General features: G+C 38.5%; 15 protein-coding genes. 10 read left to right on the top strand and 5 right to left on the bottom strand.

Translation table 11 applies throughout. The annotated features are described in order from the left end of the window. Positions 1-318: 318 nt before the first annotated feature. The 3 genes from ACQWU4_RS18935 (at position 319) to ACQWU4_RS18925 (ending at position 6,360) form a co-directional block, all read left to right on the top strand. The gene (locus ACQWU4_RS18935; RefSeq protein ID WP_429937303.1) at positions 319-1,479 is read left to right on the top strand and encodes an efflux RND transporter periplasmic adaptor subunit; all 1,161 of its coding nucleotides are present in this window, start codon (positions 319-321) and stop codon (positions 1,477-1,479) included. 97 nt (positions 1,480-1,576) lie between these two features. Then, positions 1,577-4,756, top strand: coding sequence for an efflux RND transporter permease subunit (locus tag ACQWU4_RS18930; protein WP_429937302.1), 3,180 nt, complete (start codon positions 1,577-1,579; stop codon positions 4,754-4,756). 191 nt (positions 4,757-4,947) lie between these two features. Next, entirely contained in the window at positions 4,948-6,360 is a 1,413-nt protein-coding gene (locus tag ACQWU4_RS18925; RefSeq protein ID WP_429937301.1) for an efflux transporter outer membrane subunit, read from the top strand. A 72-nt stretch (positions 6,361-6,432) separates the two neighbouring features. Here the strand turns inward: ACQWU4_RS18925 and ACQWU4_RS18920 are convergent, their stop codons facing one another. Next, positions 6,433-7,050 carry a SixA phosphatase family protein gene (locus ACQWU4_RS18920; protein WP_429937300.1) on the bottom strand — a complete coding sequence of 206 codons (618 nt, stop codon included), beginning with the start codon at positions 7,048-7,050 and terminating at the stop codon, positions 6,433-6,435. A 114-nt stretch (positions 7,051-7,164) separates the two neighbouring features. Beyond that, positions 7,165-8,076 (bottom strand): tRNA (adenosine(37)-N6)-dimethylallyltransferase MiaA, encoded by a 912-nt coding sequence (miaA, locus tag ACQWU4_RS18915; RefSeq protein ID WP_429937299.1) that lies wholly within the window; start codon positions 8,074-8,076, stop codon positions 7,165-7,167. A 132-nt stretch (positions 8,077-8,208) separates the two neighbouring features. Between miaA and ACQWU4_RS18910 the strand changes: the two genes are divergently transcribed. From ACQWU4_RS18910 to nadA, 3 genes are all read left to right on the top strand, one after another. Continuing rightward, on the top strand, positions 8,209-9,066 hold the full coding sequence (locus ACQWU4_RS18910; protein WP_429937298.1) for a YicC/YloC family endoribonuclease: 858 nt from the start codon (positions 8,209-8,211) through the stop codon (positions 9,064-9,066). Between the two features lie 62 nt (positions 9,067-9,128). After that, positions 9,129-9,695, top strand: a complete 567-nt coding sequence (gene gmk, locus ACQWU4_RS18905) for a guanylate kinase (protein ID WP_429937297.1) — start codon at positions 9,129-9,131, stop codon at positions 9,693-9,695. A gap of 116 nt (positions 9,696-9,811) precedes the next feature. Further along, positions 9,812-10,831: a quinolinate synthase NadA gene (gene nadA, locus ACQWU4_RS18900; RefSeq protein ID WP_040998260.1), complete on the top strand. Its 1,020-nt coding sequence runs from the start codon at positions 9,812-9,814 to the stop codon at positions 10,829-10,831. Between the two features lie 72 nt (positions 10,832-10,903). On the opposite strand, the gene ACQWU4_RS18895 is transcribed toward nadA, so the two are convergent. From ACQWU4_RS18895 to ACQWU4_RS18885, 3 genes are all read right to left on the bottom strand, one after another. Then, the gene (locus tag ACQWU4_RS18895; protein WP_429937296.1) at positions 10,904-11,080 is read right to left on the bottom strand and encodes a bacteriocin-like protein; all 177 of its coding nucleotides are present in this window, start codon (positions 11,078-11,080) and stop codon (positions 10,904-10,906) included. Positions 11,081-11,112: 32 nt separating this feature from the next. Then, on the bottom strand, positions 11,113-11,298 hold the full coding sequence (locus ACQWU4_RS18890; protein WP_429937295.1) for a bacteriocin-like protein: 186 nt from the start codon (positions 11,296-11,298) through the stop codon (positions 11,113-11,115). Between the two features lie 193 nt (positions 11,299-11,491). After that, complete coding sequence (locus tag ACQWU4_RS18885; RefSeq protein WP_429937294.1) at positions 11,492-11,689, bottom strand: bacteriocin-like protein; 198 nt, start codon at positions 11,687-11,689, stop codon at positions 11,492-11,494. A 354-nt stretch (positions 11,690-12,043) separates the two neighbouring features. Between ACQWU4_RS18885 and thrA the strand changes: the two genes are divergently transcribed. The 4 genes from thrA to folB are packed head-to-tail and all read left to right on the top strand — an operon-like array spanning position 12,044 to position 17,132. Continuing rightward, on the top strand, positions 12,044-14,494 hold the full coding sequence (gene thrA / locus ACQWU4_RS18880) for a bifunctional aspartate kinase/homoserine dehydrogenase I (protein ID WP_429937293.1): 2,451 nt from the start codon (positions 12,044-12,046) through the stop codon (positions 14,492-14,494). Positions 14,495-14,504: 10 nt separating this feature from the next. Continuing rightward, a complete protein-coding gene (locus ACQWU4_RS18875; RefSeq protein ID WP_429937291.1) occupies positions 14,505-15,431 on the top strand; it encodes a homoserine kinase in 927 nt (308 codons plus the stop codon). Positions 15,432-15,449: 18 nt separating this feature from the next. Next, the gene (gene thrC / locus ACQWU4_RS18870) at positions 15,450-16,748 is read left to right on the top strand and encodes a threonine synthase (RefSeq protein ID WP_429937290.1); all 1,299 of its coding nucleotides are present in this window, start codon (positions 15,450-15,452) and stop codon (positions 16,746-16,748) included. A 12-nt stretch (positions 16,749-16,760) separates the two neighbouring features. Further along, positions 16,761-17,132, top strand: a complete 372-nt coding sequence (folB, locus tag ACQWU4_RS18865; RefSeq protein ID WP_429937289.1) for a dihydroneopterin aldolase — start codon at positions 16,761-16,763, stop codon at positions 17,130-17,132. The last annotated feature ends 23 nt before the right edge of the window (positions 17,133-17,155 follow it).

Raw genomic sequence — 17,155 nt, 5'->3', positions numbered from 1 at the left:
CATTGAATAACGGTAAAATATTCAGTTAAAAAACTAAAAAAGTAACATGAAAACCATAATTCAGAAATTACAGGATAGCCTTTCCAAATCGATTAACACTGTTAGATAAATTAACACACAATTAATACACCTCATTATTATATATAATCAACATTAAAAAACAGACAGCTATTATGAAAATGACGATCTGACTCAATTATTAAAAATTCTGAAATTTTTTTTGAACTAATTATTAACACTGTTAGAAAAAATAACAGAATTTATTTAAAGAACACTATTACTTAAATCTAACACTTCATTAAAAAAATTAAACCAACAATGAAAATATCTGGAAAAATAAGGTTTATCATACTTATATCAAGTATCATCCTTTTACAGAACTGTACCCAAGCAGCAGAAGGTTCCAATGCAGCACCGCCTGTTCCGGAACTTCCGGTTTATACCGTGATCACATCTCCAGCTACAACATATCAGGAATTTCCTACCGCACTGGAGGGTAAAAACAATGTAGAGATCAGATCTCAGGTAGACGGATATCTGGACAGGATCTACGTGGAAGAAGGCTCATATGTAAGAGCCGGACAGCCTTTATTTAAAATAGATTCGAGAGCATACGGCGAACAGGTAAATATGGCCCAGGCCAATCTTCAGGCTGCCAACGCTAATATTGAAAAAGCTAGAGTGGAAGTAGACAGGCTTCAGCCGCTGGTTGCTGCAAAAGTAGTTTCTGACGTACAGCTTAAAACGGCAAAAGCCAATTATGCCGCTGCTGTTGCCGCTGCATCACAGGCAAGGGCTTCCGTAGGAAATGCTAAGATCAACGTAGGATTCACAACCATTACAGCACCTGTAAGTGGATATATCGGAAGAATTCCTTACAAAAAAGGAAGCCTGATTTCAAGAACAGATCCCAATCCATTGACTTTATTATCGGACATCAGTGAAATTTATGCTTACTTCTCTTTAAGCGAACTTGATTTCATTGCATTTCAAAATAAATATCCGGGAGCAAGTTTAGAGGAAAAACTGAAAAATATGCCAATGGTTGATCTTGTGATTGCTGACAACAGCATCTATCCTCAAAAAGGAAAAATGAGCATTGTGGATGGACAATTTGATAAAACAACCGGAGCTATCAGCGTTCGTGCCGTTTTCCCAAATGCACAGGGAACTTTAAGAACAGGAAATACAGGAAGAGTGCGTATGCCTCAGCTGCTTTCCAATGCTGTGGTTATTCCTCAGGAATCTACTTTTGAAATTCAGGACAAAACCTATGTGTATATCTTGGGTAAGGATGGCAAAGTAACCAGCAAACCTGTTAAGATCTCAGGAAAAACCGAGAACTATTACTTTATTTCTGAGGGAGTAACTCCCGGAGAAAAAATCGTATACACAGGAATCGGAAACTTAAAGGACGGTGCTTCTATCAAGCCGAAAGCGATCTCGTCTGACAGCTTATTGAGAGCTAAACCTTTGTAAGTATTCTTATTACGAACTATTTATAAGACTGTCTAAACTTTATCTTTTTTAAACCACGAAAGAGGCAAAAGTTTAAACACATAAAAATAAACTTCTTATGTTAAAACAATTTATAGAAAGACCGGTCCTTTCAACGGTCATCTCCATCATACTGCTATTGCTGGGAGCGCTTTCGGTTTTCAACCTGCCGATCACGCTGTTTCCGGACATTGCCCCCCCAAGTGTTCAGGTAACGGCATTTTATCCGGGAGCGAACGCGGAAGTTGTGGCAAGATCAGTAGCAACGCCTATTGAAGAGGCGGTAAACGGGGTTGAGAACATGACATACATGACCTCCAACTCAAGTAACGACGGTACTATGACGCTGAGTGTATTTTTCAAGCAGGGATCAGACCCTGATAATGCTGCAGTAAACGTTCAGAACCGTGTATCCAAAGCAATGAGCCAGCTTCCTCAGGAGGTAGTTCAGGCCGGAATCTCTACGCAGAAAGTTCAGAACAGTATGATTATGTTCATGGGGCTGTCAAGTGATGATCCTAAGCAGTATGACGAGCTGTTCCTTCAGAACTACCTCAAAATCAACATCATTCCGCAGATTCAGCGTATTCCGGGAGTTGCACAGGCCCAGGTTTTCGGGACAATGGACTACTCCATGAGAATTTGGTTAAAGCCGGATCGTTTGGCAGCCAATAATCTTTCTCCACAGGAAGTGATGGCCGCTATAAAAGACCATAACCTTGAAGCTGCTCCTGGACGTTTGGGTCAGGGAAGTAAGGAAACTTATGAATATATCTTAAAATATAAAGGTAAATTAAACCAAAACGGAGACTACGAAAATATTGCTATTAAAGCCAACAATGACGGTTCATTTTTAAGGTTAAAAGATGTGGCAAGAGTAGAATTCGGTTCATATACCTATACAGCAACGAACAGAGTTGACGGAAAGCCCGTAGCCGGATTTGCCATTCTGCAAACTGCAGGTTCCAATGCCAACGACATTCTTACTGAAATTGAAAAACAGGTAGATAAATTTTCCACTACCCTTCCAAAAGGCGTAAAGCCGATCATTATGTACAATTCCAAAGACTTTTTGGATGCATCTATTCATCAGGTAGTTGAAACCTTAGTCATTGCATTTATCCTGGTATTTATTGTAGTATATATTTTCCTTCAGGATTTCAGATCTACATTGATTCCTGCGATTGCAGTTCCTGTAGCTATTATCGGTACATTCTTCTTCCTGCAGCTGTTTGGTTTCAGTATCAATATGCTGACCCTGTTCGCATTGGTACTCGCCATCGGTATTGTGGTAGATGATGCCATAGTCGTAGTGGAAGCCGTCCATTCCAAAATGGAACACACGGGAATGCCTGTAGAGCAGGCAACAACCAATTCCATGAGCGAAATTTCCGGCGCCATTATTTCCATTACACTGGTAATGTGTGCCGTATTTATTCCGGTTGGCTTCATGCAGGGTCCTGCAGGGGTTTTCTACAGACAGTTTGCCTTTACATTGGTAATTGCAATCATGATCTCGGCAGTAAATGCATTAACATTGAGCCCCGCTCTGTGCGCTTTATTCTTAAATGATCCTCAGGGTGAACATGGAGAGCACGGTCAGAAAAAAGGTTTTGGGGCGAGATTCTTCAATGCGTTCAATGTGGCCTTTAACAATATGACCAGAAAATATATCTACAGCCTTAAATTTTTAATTAAAAACAAATGGGTTGCCGTTGGAGGTCTGGCTCTTATCATTGCAGGAAGTGTTTTCCTGATTAAAAAGGCTCCTACAGGATTTATTCCAACGGAAGACCAGGGATTCGTTCTGTACGCAGTAAATACAGCGCCCGGAAGCTCACTGGACAGAACCAACAGAGCAACAGAGCAGATCGACAAGATCGTAAAAAGTGAAAAAGCAATGAATCACCTTTGGGTAGCTGATGGAATGAATTTCATTACCAATGCCAATGCATCTCCTTATTCTGCAGGTTTTATCAAGCTTAAAGATTATAAAGACCGCGGCGATATGAAAGATCCTGACCAAATCGCAGCAGCCCTGACAGGAAAAGTTTCACAGGTGAAAGATGCCAATGCATTCTTTTTCAACTTCCCTACCGTACAGGGTTTTGGTAACGTTTCCGGTTTTGAGTTTATGCTTCAGGATAAAACGAACGGTTCTTTTGAGCAGTTGGGAACAACTACTCAAGCCTTCATTGGAGAATTGATGAAACGTCCTGAAATTGCGTTTGCTTTCACCACTTATGCAGCAGGAAATCCACAGTATACCATTGATGTGGATGCAGATAAGGCCAATCAGCTGGGAGTTTCTGTCACAGAATTAATGCAGACGATGCAGATCTATTACGGAAGTAGCTTCGTTTCGGATTTCAACAGATTCGGTAAATATTACAGAGTAATGGCTCAGGCAGATATTCCTTACCGTACAGATGCGAATTCTTTAGAAGGAATCTATGTTAAAAATAATTTAGGTGAAATGGTTCCTGTAAAGACTTTGGTGACTTTAAAAAGAACTTTCGGACCTGAAACTGTGACTAGAAATAACCTGTTTAACGCAGTAACGATCAACGGAACTCCAAAACCGGGCTACAGTACCGGAGATGCCATTAAAGCAGTAGAAGAAGTGGCTCAGAAATCACTTCCGAGAGGTTTCGGATATGAATGGACCGGGATTACCCGTGAAGAGATCAAAACCGGTGGTCAGACTGCATTTGTCTTCCTTCTAAGTATCCTATTTGTATACTTCTTGTTGGCGGCTCAGTATGAAAGCTATATTCTTCCGTTCGCTGTTATTCTTACAGTTCCTACAGGGATTTTCGGAGTATTCGCATTCACAGGATTAGCCGGAATTGACAATAATATTTATGTACAGGTAGGTCTGATCATGCTTGTAGGGCTATTGGCTAAGAATGCCATTTTGATTGTGGAATTTGCGGTTCAGAGAAGAAAAGCAGGAAAAACATTGATTGAATCTGCACTTCAGGCTTCTAGATTACGTTTAAGACCTATCCTGATGACCTCATTTGCCTTTATCATCGGTATGCTTCCATTGGTTTGGACACAGGGTGCTGCGGCAAAAGGTAATCACTCCATCGGTATCAGTACTGTGGGAGGAATGTTTACAGGAGTAGTATTCGGGATTTTCATTATTCCGGTAATGTATGTGATCTTCCAGTATCTGCACGAAAAAATGCCGAGCAGAAAGAAAAAAAGACTTCTGAAAAAACAACAGGAAGAACTTATAGCAGCTACTCATTAATAATATGATTTACAAAACTTTGGGATATTAAAATTAAATTTTCTATGAACCATTAAGGTTTTCTTGATTAAACTTAACTCCTTCAATATCCTTAATGATTTAAAAAGCAAAGCATTTCTCCTACTAAAGACTTCTTTGCAAAAGCAGCTTCTCAAAGTTTTGTATTCAATTAAAAGCTTAGTCAAAAAACTATGAAAAAAGTAAAGAATATTTTTCTAACATTTATATTAGCTGTGGCTTCGGCTTCTTGTGTGTCTAAACTGGCATACACGGAGCCGGACCTCCAGCTTCCGGAAAAGTTCCAGTATACCGCTACTGCTGATACAGCAAGCATTGCCAACCTGGAATGGAAACAATTTTTCAGCGATCCCATCTTACAGGGATTGATTGAGAAAGGAATTAAAAATAACTATGATCTTCAGATTGCTTTAAAACAAGTAGCCTCTTCACAGGAAAAACTGAAACAGGCAAAGTATCTCCAATATCCCGATGTAGGTTTCGGTGTTTCCGCACAAATCTCAAAACCTTCGGACAACAGTATGAACGGGAAAAGTTTAAATTCATTTTTAGGCCAGAACCATGTTGAAGATTATAATGCAGCATTCAATTTATCTTGGGAAGCTGATATCTGGGGAAAGATCAAAAACCAGCAGGAAGTTTCAAGAATGCAGTACCTGCAGACTTATGAAGCAACAAAAGCAGTACAGACACAGGTTGTTGCTGCGATTGCCCAGGGATATTATAATCTATTAATGCTTGACAAGCAGATCCAGATCGCAAAAGCCAATCTGGAATTAAGCACCAATACCCTTTCGATTACTGAAAAAATGTGGCAAAGCGGTGATACGACTTCTTTGGGAGTTCAGCAGGCAACTGCTCAGAAACAGTCAACTGAGCTTTTGATTACTCAATTGGAGCAGAATATTGCCATTCAGGAAAATGCTCTGAGTATTCTGGTGGGTGAAAATCCAACTAAAATCAACAGAACAATTGAAATGTCTGACACGTCTCTTCCACAGAATATTTCAGCAGGACTTCCGGCAGCAATGGTAAGCCGTCGTCCGGATGTTCGTCAGCAGGAACTTGTTTTACTGGAATCTAATTCCATGGTAGGAATTGCTCAGGCCAATATGTATCCTGCTTTAAAAATTACAGCAAACGGAGGAGTGAATTCTTTCAAATTTGACAACTGGTTCCAGATTCCTGCTTCTCTGTTCGGATCTGTATTGGGTGGAATTACCCAGCCTATTTTCCAGAAAAGACAATTGAAAACAGACCTGAATGTAGCTAAAATCCAAAGAGAGAAAAACGTTCTGGCTTTCCGTCAGTCTGTTTTAAATGCAGTAGGAGAAGTTTCCGACGCTTTGGTTTCCAATGAAAGCTTAAAAGTTCAGGAACAAAAAGCATCAGAACAGGTAACGACATTAAAAAACGGAATAAAAAGTGCCGAAATGCTTTACAAAGGCGGTATGGCCAATTATCTGGAAGTGATTACAGCTCAGGGAAATTCCCTGCAGGCTGAACTGAATCTTGCATCCGTAAAAAGACAGAGACTGAGCAGCATTGTAGATCTTTACAGAGCGCTTGGAGGCGGTTGGAAGTAGTAAATTTTAACTATATTGTTTTGAAGTGCGGTTTCTTGTTTAGGAACCGCATTTTTTATAGCTCAGATTTTATTATGGGGTACTCTGCCCATACTTTTTTTGAACGGCAAACACCGATCCCGTTGCTGCAGAATTTTTCGTAATAAATATATTATCAAACTGTGTCTCGCTAATGGTCACATTCAATGTATTATTACTCAACACTTTTACCATATCAGGAACAGTATTGGAATGGCCGACAATAACAACAACTTTCCCTTGATTTTGTGCAAGAATGTTGTCAATAAATAATTGAGTTGCAGCCATAGTAGCAGCCGGTGTATATTCTTTAATAACAATTCCTTTACTCTCTGCCAGCGGACTGACTGTTTGTCGTGTACGATTGTATGCTGTTGTATAAATATTATCTATATGAACATTTCCCAGCAAACGTTTCAGCTCTTCAGCCCTCAGTTTACCAGCACTGGTAAGATCAGGATCAGTTCCGGAGTTTTCTTTTTCTGCATGACGTAACAGAATGCATACCGTTTCTGTACTGCTGATCTCCGAAGGAAGTGGAATTCCTAATGGATTATCAGTATTCTGTACACTATTTTCAATGTTCCCGTTTTGGTTTTCCTGGCTGGAAACTCTTTCACAACTTGCAAGCATCACCATAGGCACCAAACTCGAGATAATTAATTTTCTCATAATTCAATTGATTTAATGTGTTTAGAAATTGTCACTATTTTTAAGTACAATTTAATTAAAAAATGACAAATTTTTTTAGAAGTAAAAGATAATCTTTAAAATAGAATTAATCTTCTATTTATTGGAAAGAGAAATAAATTCAATTAAATCATCGAAATCTTTTTGCGAATATCCCAATGGTAAATAGTGAATATCATCCGCTTTTCTGTACCACGTCAATTGCCGTTTTGCATATCTCCTGCTGTTCTTTTTGATCTCGGAAACTGCAAAATCCAGGTCCCATTCACCATCAAAATACTTGAACAGCTCAGAATAACCAACCGTTTTTAAAGCGGTAAAATCTTTAAACTTTTCCAAGCTTTCGGCTTCTGCTAAAAGCCCCTTCTCCATCATAATATCTACCCTCCGGTTGATTCTGTCATACAGATCTTCTCTCGGCGCCTCAATTCCTATACGGATCACGTTAAAATCTCTGGAATCCTGTGAAACAGCAATCTGTTCGGAATATTTTTTATTCGTCTGCCAAATGACATCAATGGCACGTAAAAGCCTTCTGTGATTGTGAAAATCCACCACTTCAAAATATTCAGGATCAAGTTCTTTCAATATTTCCTGAAGCTTTTCAATTCCTTCAGTTTCAAAAATTTTCTGAAGTTTTTTCTGGTTATTTTCATCAGCTTCAGGCAGATCATTTAATCCTTCAATAACTGCTTTTTCATACATCATACTTCCACCGACCAAAATAACGGTGTCATGACTGACGAAAAGTTCATTGAGTTTTTTTAAAGCATCTTCCTCGTACTGCCCGATAGAATAATATTCCTGAACTGAAAGATTTCCTATAAAATAATGAGGTGCTTCCGCCAGTTCTTCTGCTGAAGGTGATGCTGTCCCTATTTTCATTTCTTTAAAAAACTGCCGGGAATCACAGGAAACAATTTCGGTATTGAAATAGTTTGCCAGATCAATTGCCAGTCTCGTTTTGCCTATTCCGGTGGGTCCTACAACAGAAATCAAGTTTTTCATATGTAGTTTATCTGTTTGTTTTTTAAAGGTCATATGGAATCTTAAGTCTTCATCATTAATTTGTGGTTTCCAAATCACTGCGATTTCACAGTGCTAATTTAAATGTTTATCTTTGTAGAACAATAAAAAACTATGATTTTATCGATGACAGGATTCGGCAGAGCCGAAGGTGTTTTTGAAGGAAAAAAGATTTCAATAGATATTAAGTCTCTGAACAGCAAAAGCTTTGATTTAAATATCAAAGTACCTTTACGTTATAAAGAGAAAGAATTCGAAATCAGAAAAATCCTTAACGACAGAATTATCCGTGGAAAGGTAGACTGCTACATTAACCTGGAGAACCTTGAAGAGTCTAACGATGTGAAAATCAATAAGAGTTTAATAGATTCTTATATTAATGAACTTCGCAACATCGCTTCAGACGGACCGGACTTTGAATACCTGAAAATGGCGGTAAGACTTCCCGATGCTATTACCTCAAGGCCTGATGAACTTACTGAAGGAGAATGGGAAGCACTGGCCGCAATTGTGCAGGCAGCTGTGGACCGTTTTATGGAATTCAGAAAGACAGAAGGAACCATTTTGCATGAGGAGCTCGAAAGAAATATCCAGAATATTGATAAATACCTTTCTGAGGTTATTCCTTTTGAAGAGGAAAGAATCATTGCTGTAAAAGAACGTTATCAGAAATCTTTAAAGGAATTCGAAAATGTGGACGAAACACGTTTCTATCAGGAAATGGCTTATTTCACCGAGAAACTTGATATTGCAGAGGAGAAAGTAAGACTGACCCAGCATTTGAAATATTATAAAGAAGTAATGGACAACGAAGATTTCAACGGGAAAAAACTTGGATTTATTTCTCAGGAAATCGGAAGGGAGATTAATACTTTAGGTTCAAAAGCCAATCATGCCGAGATTCAGAAACTGGTGGTTATGATGAAGGATGATTTGGAAAAAATTAAAGAACAGACGTTAAACGTATTATAAGTTACGAGATAGGGAACGTAAGGTTCAAAACCTGAGACCTGAAACTCGAAATCCGAAACAAAATGAATAAAGTTATCATATTTTCAGCACCATCCGGGAGCGGAAAAACTACATTAGTAAAACATTCTCTGGAAACATTTCCTGAACTGGCATTTTCTATCTCTTGTACCACAAGACAGCCAAGAGGAAGTGAAACCCATGCAGTGGATTATCATTTTTTAAGTCCTGATGAATTCAGACAGAAAATAGCGGAAGATGCTTTTGTAGAATATGAAGAAGTATATACTGACAAATATTACGGTACTTTAAAATCTGAAGTGGAAAAAATCTGGAATCAGGGAAAGGTAGTGATCTTTGATGTAGATGTAAAGGGAGGAATTTCCTTAAAAAAATATTTTGGAGAAAAAGCCCTGTCTATTTTCATCGAACCACCTTCGATAGAAGAATTGGAACGAAGATTGATATCCAGAAATACAGATGATGCAGAAACCATTAAAACACGTGTGGCAAAAGCCGGAGAAGAAATGGCCTATGCAAAAGAGTTTGACAGGATCGTAATTAATACCGATCTTGATGAAGCAAAAAGAGAAATAGAAAGTTTAATAAAAAAATTTATAGAAAGAAACTAGAAGTTAGAAATTAGAAGTTAGTTATGCATTAAATTACTTATTTTAATGACAGCTGACATTCTAACCTCTAATTTCTAATCTCTAACTTCTATACCCAAAAAAACATTGAGGTTGATATGAGTACCGAAACATTAGAAAAAGCTAAATCTGCCATTCCTGTAAGAGGATTTCTGGATATAAAAGATATAGCGATCCCTCAAGGAGAAGAATTGGTGAAAGCTATTCTGAAACTTAAAGAAGAAAAAAATGCGGTGATCCTTGCCCATTATTACCAGCCGGGAGAAATTCAGGATATTGCTGATTTCCTGGGAGATTCTTTACAGCTGGCAAGACAGGCTAAGGAAACCAATGCAGACATGATTGTATTCTGTGGAGTACACTTCATGGCTGAAGCCGCTAAAATTCTGAATCCGACTAAAAAAGTAGTTCTTCCGGATACTATGGCCGGATGCTCTCTGGCAGACGGATGTTCAGGAGAAGGTCTGAGAAAAATGCGTGAACAGCACCCAAATGCTTTGATCGCCACTTACATTAACTGTAATGCTGAAACTAAAGCGGAAAGTGATATTATTGTCACCAGCTCAAATGCTGAAACCGTGATTGAAGCGCTTCCAAAAGACAGACCGATCATCTTTGCACCGGATAAAAATTTAGGAAGGTATCTGTCTAAGAAAACCGGCCGCGATATGATCCTTTGGGATGGAAGCTGCATCGTGCACGAAGCATTTTCCATGGAAAGAATTGCCCAACAGCTTGCAGATAATCCTGATGCAAAATTAATTGCACACCCTGAAAGTGAGGAAGCCGTTTTAAAACTGGCCCACTTCATCGGTTCTACTTCTGCCCTGCTGAATTTTGTAGAAAAAGACGACTGTCAGAAATTCATTATCGCAACTGAGGAAGGAATTCTTCACGAAATGAAAAAACGTGCTCCGCATAAAGAACTGATTCCTGCCCTGGTCTTTGACGAAAGCTGTAACTGCTCCGAATGTTTCTACATGAAACGCAATACCATGGAGAAGCTGTACTTATGTATGAAATATGAACTTCCGGAAATCCTTATCGACGAAGAGCTTCGTTTAAGAGCTCTGAAACCTATTGAAGCGATGCTGGATCTTTCAAAAAGCATAAAATAATAAAAAAGCACTGTTCTTACAGTGCTTTCTTTTTTATATCCGTTTAAGCAGAAACAATCTGCCTTTCTTAATTTACAACATTGGAGGATAACAGGTACCACTAGTACTAGGTTTTCTCCAGCAGCCCCAAGCACCGCCTCCGCGGAAGCAAACATATGCAGCCCCACCACATGCTTCAATCTGAATATCGGTAAACCCACCGCTAATTTTACTCTTCTCTTCTCTCGAAAGTTTTTTTAAATTTTTCATAATAAATATTTTGATATGTTTTCTTAAGATTTTTACCATCCTCCGTCCTCTCCCGGCACTTCAAAATCATTACAGTTTGATGCAGCCGGTATACACGTTTTTCCCTTTTCGCACCATTTACGGTCTTTTCCGCAATAGATATAAACAGGACCATCAATTCCGGCCGCTCCTTTTACAGTTTTCAATTCCCCTCTTGAAAGTTTTTTAATTTTTTTCATATGTCTTAGATTTGATTATTTCTAATTTTTCACATACTGCTAATATGCTCTACAAATATGAGTTGCAAAAACTTCAAAACAAAACCAGAGTTAACAGGTGTAACTAAATATTGATTAAGTGAGACATTTCGAACGATTTCTGTTGTAACAATAAAAAAGGCCACCATATAGATGGCCTTATCATTTTTCCCAATTATTGAAAGCATTCATAACTAACAAAAACACAGCTTTTGCATCTGCTTGGGAGTGCATTGTAATCCTCACACGAATAGTCATATCCTCCTGAAGGTCCTCCAGGTCCAAACCCTCCAATAGGACAGCCACTGCAGTTAGACACGGCTCCATTAATTGTTTCCAAATGCTTTCGGGTCATTTTCTTTAAATTTTTCATAGTAGTTTTATTTTGTTTTGGTATTTAAATATAACCATTTTAAGTGAACAAAAAGTGTTTTGCATCAAAATATATCTCTTAAATATGAATTATAAAATACTACCATATCAATAAAATAATTTTGTTATCTCCAAATAATTTGTACATTTGTTCGGTAAAGAATGAATTTTCTAAGAAACATATCAGATATTTCTATTCCGGGATCACCTATTTCGGCATTATCATCTGTTTCTACATTCACAACTACAACAACTACCCCTTAGCGGGGTAAATTTTCACATATCATTTCCTGTACCCGTACTCTTTTTTTAAAGAGTAACCTCATCATTTTATCCAACTTCAAATACCTATCAGATGAAAGTCTTAAAATTCGGTGGTACATCAGTTGCCAATGCCCAGAATATCCTTCTGGCAGAAAATATTATTAAAAAAGAATCTTTGCAGGACAGAATTATTGTTGTAGTTTCAGCCCTTCACAGTGTTACAGACAGCCTGATAAAAGCTGCCGAATACGCTTCCTTAAAAGATGAAAATTATACACCCATTATCAAAGATCTTGAAGAAAAACATCTGGATCTGGTCAAAGAACTGATTCCAATTTCAGCACAAAGTTCCTGGTTAAGTTTCGTTAAAAAACATTTTAATGACATCGAAGATATTTACAATGGAATCTTTGTTTTAGGTGAATTCACAGATAAGATCAAAGATAGAATTACTTCATACGGTGAATTTCTGCCTTCAAACATTATAGCTGCAAAACTTCAGTTTGAAGGTTTGGATTGTCTGTGGATGAATTCCGCTGACCAGATCAGAACTGACAACAATTTTACCCACGCAAAAGTAAATTTTGATGCCACTGAAGAAAATTTAAAGAAATTTATTGCTGATCATAACAATCAAATCATTGTCGCGCCCGGTTTCATTGCCAAAGACCAAAATGGAAATGCTACAACATTAGGAAGAGGCGGTTCAGATTATACTGCCGCTATTATTGCAGCAGCTGTTTCAGTTGAAGAACTCCAGATCTGGACTGATGTAAATGGTATGATGACCGCTGATCCGAGACTTGTATCCAATGCAAAACCAATCCCGGAGATCTCTTACCATGAAGCAATGGAACTTTCCCATTTTGGAGCGAAAGTTCTTTATCCGCCGTCCATACAGCCCGTTATGGCTAAAAATATTGATCTTAAGATTAAAAATACTTTTGATCCGGATGCCTATGGAACTTTAGTTTCTCATACATTGAATAATTCTGTTGACGAAAAACATCAGATCGCGGCAGGAGTTTCCAATATGAGCCATATTGCCCTTCTTACTCTGGAAGGCAGCGGAATGGTAGGAATCCCCGGAATTTCAGCCAAACTGTTTCAGTGCCTGAGCTTTGAAAAAATTAATGTTATTCTTATTACTCAGGGATCTTCGGAACATTCTATTACCATAGCCGTTAATGAAAAAGAGGTATTTCACGCTGAGAACATTGTGAATTCTGCTTTCGGAGATGATATAAAACTACACAGAATAGCTCCCGTAAAAATAGAAACCGGGCTTTCAATTGTAGCACTCGTAGGAGAAAATATGAAAAACAGAAGTGGCATCAGTGCGAAGATGTTCGGGTGCTTAGGAAACAATGGAATTAATATCAGGGCCATTGCACAGGGATCTTCGGAAAGGAATATCAGTATTGTTATTTCAGAAAAAGATACTAAAAAAGCAGTCAATATACTTCATGAAGAGTTTTTTGAAACAGAAATCAAACAGGTACATCTTTATCTGTGCGGAACAGGTAATGTAGGTTCAAAACTGGTAGAGCAGATTTTTGAACAAAATGAATACCTGCGTGAAAACAATTTGATCAATTTAAGAATTGCAGGACTTTCCAACAGCCGGAAAATGTATTTTTCTGACCAGGGGATCTCTGAAAATGAATACAGCAGCTGGATTGAAAAAGGTATTGAGGCATCTGCCAACAGCTTTGCAGGAGAGATCATCTCCCGGAATCTCAGGAATTCAGTGTTTATTGATGTTACTGCCAGTTCATCAGTCCCGGAAGTTTATGAAGATTTGTTGAAAAGAAGCATCAATATTGTTGCCTGTAATAAAATTGCAGCTTCATCAGATTTTGACATTTATAAAAAACTCAAAAACACAGCCCGGAACCATAACTGCCGATTTTATTTTGAAACCAATGTCGGAGCAGGACTTCCAGTTATTGGAACCATTAATGACCTCATAAAAAGCGGCGATAAAATCACATCTATTCAGGCTGTATTAAGTGGAACACTCAATTTTGTTTTTAACAATTATGACGGAAGCAGAACATTTTCAGAGGTTGTTGCTCAGGCGCAAAAGGAAGGGTATACCGAACCGGATCCGCGACTGGATCTGACCGGAACTGATGTCGCCCGCAAAATCTTAATTCTGGCCAGAGAAGCCGGATATCCACTTCAGTTCGAGGATATAGAAAATGAAAGTTTTCTACCCAGTGAATGTCTTCATGGAAGTGTAGAAAACTTCTATGAAAAGCTTACCGAGTATGAAGATCATTTTAAAAATTTACTCAATGAGGCACAGAAAAACGGCAATATCTTAAAATATACTGCTGAATTTAAAGATGGTAAAGCGAAAGTAGGTCTTCAGCATGTTGCTCCTGACAGCGATCTGTATCATCTGTATGGTAAAGACAATATTGTCATTTTCAAAACTCTGCGATATTCTGAACAGCCTCTCGTTGTAAAAGGAGCCGGAGCCGGAGCTGAAGTTACAGCCAGTGGCGTTTTTGCAGATATTATCCGATCAGTTTAAAACAGATACTATGAAAAAAATAAAAATAAAGGTTCCGGCTACAGTTGCCAATCTTGTTTGCGGATTCGATATCCTCGGAATGGCAATTCATGAACCTTACGATGAAATGGAGTTAAAATTACTGGACAGTCCTGAAATTATTATCAAGCACGAAGATGATTTCGGGCTTCCGGAAGACCCTTCAAATAATGTAGCAGGTGTTGTGCTTCAAAATATCATGCAGCATCTGGAGCTGAAAAAAGGTTTTGAGATAACAATACGCAAACATATAAAGCCGGGCAGCGGGCTAGGATCCAGTGCGGCAAGTGCCGCCGGAGCCGCCTTTGGAGCCAATATCTTATTAGGAAATATCCTGTCCAAAGAAGAACTTGTTCATTTTGCTATGTTCGGGGAAGAGCTGGCTTCCGGAGTACGTCATGCTGACAATATTGCACCTTGTATTTACGGAGGCATCACTTTGGTAAAATCCTCTTCTCCTATTGATATTATTCCGCTAAGTACTCCAAATCTTTTTGTAGCTGCAGTACATCCGCAGGTCGAGGTTAAAACCTCTGATGCAAGGCAAATCTTAAAAAAGAATATCTTGTTGAAAGATGCCGTTGAACAATGGGGAAACATTGCAGGACTGGTAGCCGGAATCCTTAAAAATGATATCCCTTTGATTGGAAGAAGCCTTAATGATGTATTGATAGAACCTGTCCGCAGCATTCTGATTCCGAAATTTGATGAGATCAAAACACGAAGCATAGAAGCAGGCGCGCTTGGAGGTGGAATTTCCGGTTCAGGGCCTTCCATTTTCATGCTAGCGGAGAAGAAAGAAACAGCTGAAAAAATTGCACAAATGATGAAATCTGTATACGATGAAATTGAAATCAGGAGCTATGTATATATTTCAAAAATAAACCCTGCCGGGATTGAAATCATTGAAGAAGAATAAACCATCAATTAACAAACAATGAAGTATTATAATTTAAAAGATAACCACGAAGTCGTTGACTTTAAAATTGCCACCATAAAAAGTCAGGGTAGCCAGAAAGGACTGTTCTTCCCCGAAAGTATTCCTCAGTTTGATAAAGAATTTATGCAGAATCTGCATCTGTTTTCTGATGAGGAAATTGCGTTCAGATGCATGAAGGATTTTATCGGGGATGAAATTCCGTCAGACCTATTAAGGAAAATAGCTGCAGAAGCGATCAGTTTTGATATTCCTTTGAAAAAAATCAGTGAGCGGATCTCGGTTCTGGAACTTTTCCATGGGCCTACTTTAGCATTCAAGGATGTGGGCGCAAGGTTTATGAGCCGCTGTTTATCCTATTTTCTGAAAGATCAGGACAAAAAAGTAACAGTTCTTGTTGCTACTTCCGGTGATACGGGAGGAGCTGTTGCGCATGGATTTTATAATGTCCCGGGAATCAATGTAGTCATTCTTTATCCCAAAAACAGGGTGAGTGCAGTTCAGGAAAAACAGCTTACTGCATTAGGCGGAAATATTTCTGCACTGGAGGTTAACGGAAATTTTGATGACTGCCAGAATCTTGTAAAGCAGGCTTTTTCAGATGAAAAGATCAATTCGGAACTGTTTTTAACTTCTGCCAATTCTATTAATGTTGCAAGGTGGCTTCCCCAGCAGATCTATTATTTATTGGCTTTAAAACAATGGAGGCAGCATGAAAATCAAGATCCGGTAATTTGTGTTCCAAGCGGAAATTTCGGAAATATCTGTGCAGGACTTCTTGCTTATTTCCGGGGGCTTCCGGCAGAACATTTTATTGCGGCATGCAATGAAAATGATGTAGTTCCTGATTATCTGAAAAACTATCAGTATCATCCTAAAAAGGCTATTGCAACCCTATCCAACGCTATGGATGTTGGAGATCCAAGTAATTTTACAAGGATTATGGAACTTTTTGACCATCAATTTGATCATCTAAAAAGTATGATTTCAGGATATTCCATTGATGATCAATCAACATTGCAGGCTATACAAGGGGTTCATGAGAAATATGGATACATCCTTGAGCCTCATAGTGCAGTCGCATTTGCTTCCCTAGAACAATATCTGGATGAAAATCCGGAAAAAAAAGGATTTATATTGGGAACTGCCCATCCTGTGAAATTCCCTGAAGCTGTAGAAAAAGCAGTGCATATTAAGCTTGAGATCCCTGAGGCCCTGAATGAGCTCATGAAAAAGGAGAAAAAAACTGTAGAAATAAATGCAGATTTTGAAGAATTAAAACGATTTTTGCTGAAATAAAAATCAGGAGCTATGAGCAAGATCTTTCTTGAAGATGTAAAAATATATGCTTACCACGGTGTACTTCCCGAAGAAAATATCATCGGGACCTATTATATTTTAAATGCGGAGCTGCATACAGATCTTTGGACCGCTGCAGAAACGGATGACCTGAATGATACGATAAGCTATGCAGATATCAACGGGATCATTCATCAGGAAATGGCCATTCGATCTAAATTACTGGAACATGTGGCTGGAAGAATTATCATGAAGATCCATGAAAATTTTTCCCAGATTTCCTACATTAAACTGAGGATCACAAAAACCTCTCCACCTATGCAGGGCGAAATGAAAGGGGCAAGTATTGAACTGGAAAGAAGTTTCAAGCCCGGCGATTTTTAAAAATTTCTATCTTCACAAAAAAT

It is taken from the genome of Chryseobacterium sp. MIQD13 (genome assembly GCF_050496705.1).
Lineage (GTDB): Bacteria > Bacteroidota > Bacteroidia > Flavobacteriales > Weeksellaceae > Chryseobacterium.
Note: the sequence above shows the minus strand (reverse complement) of the source record. Positions and strands in the feature narration are given on the sequence as shown.

Coding starts and splice junctions, on each gene's coding strand:
- ACQWU4_RS18935 (WP_429937303.1), top strand. CDS start 319: ATGAAAATATCTGGAAAAATAAGGTTTATCATACTTATATCAAGTATC.
- ACQWU4_RS18930 (WP_429937302.1), top strand. CDS start 1,577: ATGTTAAAACAATTTATAGAAAGACCGGTCCTTTCAACGGTCATCTCC.
- ACQWU4_RS18925 (WP_429937301.1), top strand. CDS start 4,948: ATGAAAAAAGTAAAGAATATTTTTCTAACATTTATATTAGCTGTGGCT.
- ACQWU4_RS18920 (WP_429937300.1), bottom strand. CDS start 7,050: ATGAGAAAATTAATTATCTCGAGTTTGGTGCCTATGGTGATGCTTGCA.
- miaA (WP_429937299.1), bottom strand. CDS start 8,076: ATGAAAAACTTGATTTCTGTTGTAGGACCCACCGGAATAGGCAAAACG.
- ACQWU4_RS18910 (WP_429937298.1), top strand. CDS start 8,209: ATGATTTTATCGATGACAGGATTCGGCAGAGCCGAAGGTGTTTTTGAA.
- gmk (WP_429937297.1), top strand. CDS start 9,129: ATGAATAAAGTTATCATATTTTCAGCACCATCCGGGAGCGGAAAAACT.
- nadA (WP_040998260.1), top strand. CDS start 9,812: ATGAGTACCGAAACATTAGAAAAAGCTAAATCTGCCATTCCTGTAAGA.
- ACQWU4_RS18895 (WP_429937296.1), bottom strand. CDS start 11,080: ATGAAAAATTTAAAAAAACTTTCGAGAGAAGAGAAGAGTAAAATTAGC.
- ACQWU4_RS18890 (WP_429937295.1), bottom strand. CDS start 11,298: ATGAAAAAAATTAAAAAACTTTCAAGAGGGGAATTGAAAACTGTAAAA.
- ACQWU4_RS18885 (WP_429937294.1), bottom strand. CDS start 11,689: ATGAAAAATTTAAAGAAAATGACCCGAAAGCATTTGGAAACAATTAAT.
- thrA (WP_429937293.1), top strand. CDS start 12,044: ATGAAAGTCTTAAAATTCGGTGGTACATCAGTTGCCAATGCCCAGAAT.
- ACQWU4_RS18875 (WP_429937291.1), top strand. CDS start 14,505: ATGAAAAAAATAAAAATAAAGGTTCCGGCTACAGTTGCCAATCTTGTT.
- thrC (WP_429937290.1), top strand. CDS start 15,450: ATGAAGTATTATAATTTAAAAGATAACCACGAAGTCGTTGACTTTAAA.
- folB (WP_429937289.1), top strand. CDS start 16,761: ATGAGCAAGATCTTTCTTGAAGATGTAAAAATATATGCTTACCACGGT.